The following is a 930-nucleotide window of genomic DNA, read 5'->3' as shown; positions in this document are numbered from 1 at the left end:
CGGGGGCCGTGGTGGGGGCCGCGGAGTTTCAGCGGGGCGGGTTTTTTCTGTCAGGAGTACTTCGGCATCAACACTGTTCCGGATGGGTTCCCCGGATACCGTAACCATTCCGTGATACCGGGCCCCGGACGCATCGCGTGCCCGCCACCGACAAGCCTGTCTTTCCGCGGCGTCCGGTGATGGCATCCGGCGCACGGGCCGCCGTGACTCTGCCCTCGGACGGGCTCGAGTTGTCCGCGAGCTGATTCAGGTCTGCGCGGACCCTGGACTTGATGGTGGGTAAAGGTGCCGGGAGTCTCTCCGCCACCTCACGGAAGGTGAGGGCGCCGAAGTACGCCAGCACAACCGGTTCGCGTTGCAGCGGCGAAAGTGTCCTCAGAGAATCGACGAGTTGCAGGGCATCCGGTCGATGAAGGAATGGGCTACCTCGTCGTAGGGATGGCTCCAGGAGGCGGCGGCCCATCGTGCGGCACGGTTGGTGCTGCACTGATGCGAGCGGACCTTGTCCACGGCCCTGGGACGGGAGATCGCCGTCAGCCAGTCAGCCAGTCAGCCGGCCGGTCGGGCTTCCCGGCGCGCTGGCCGTATTTTTTTACGCCCCCTGCCAGACCACGATGCAAACTTCCTGGGTCACTTCCTCGCTGAGTTCGGGATCGACAACCACCCGCCCCACCACGCCGAAAAACCGCTGCGAGGTGCGCTGGTAGAACTCCGTGAAAGCCTCGCGGTTGCCTTGACCGGTTTCAGCAGCAACTACAGGACAAAAAGGGTGCGGAACTTTCCGGCCGGCCTGCCCGGGTGCGGACGGGATTGGGAGCACTATGGATGCGGTCTTAGTTGCTCGGAGTAGAGGACACAAGATGAACGCCATACGATACACGGCACTGATCATTCCGGCCCGGCTCGGCGAGCCCGTCCGGATTGAATCCC

At 64.1% G+C, this 930-nt stretch carries 2 protein-coding genes; both read right to left on the bottom strand.

From position 1 onward, the window contains the following. Positions 1–67: 67 nt before the first annotated feature. Positions 68–463, bottom strand: coding sequence for a sigma factor-like helix-turn-helix DNA-binding protein (locus AC1DCZ_RS19335; protein ID WP_476976008.1), 396 nt, complete (start codon positions 461–463; stop codon positions 68–70). 129 nt (positions 464–592) lie between these two features. Next, a complete protein-coding gene (locus AC1DCZ_RS19330) occupies positions 593–820 on the bottom strand; it encodes a hypothetical protein (RefSeq protein ID WP_476976007.1) in 228 nt (75 codons plus the stop codon). Positions 821–930 lie beyond the last annotated feature (110 nt).

The sequence above is a fragment of the Arthrobacter sp. 10N418 genome, assembly GCF_056394725.1.
The sequence above is the reverse complement of the archived record's forward strand: the minus strand, read 5'-3'. Positions and strand labels throughout refer to the sequence as shown.

Bases quoted from the DNA above. Each gene is read 5' to 3' on its own strand.
- AC1DCZ_RS19335 (WP_476976008.1), bottom strand. From the start codon at position 463: ATGGGCCGCCGCCTCCTGGAGCCATCCCTACGACGAGGTAGCCCATTC.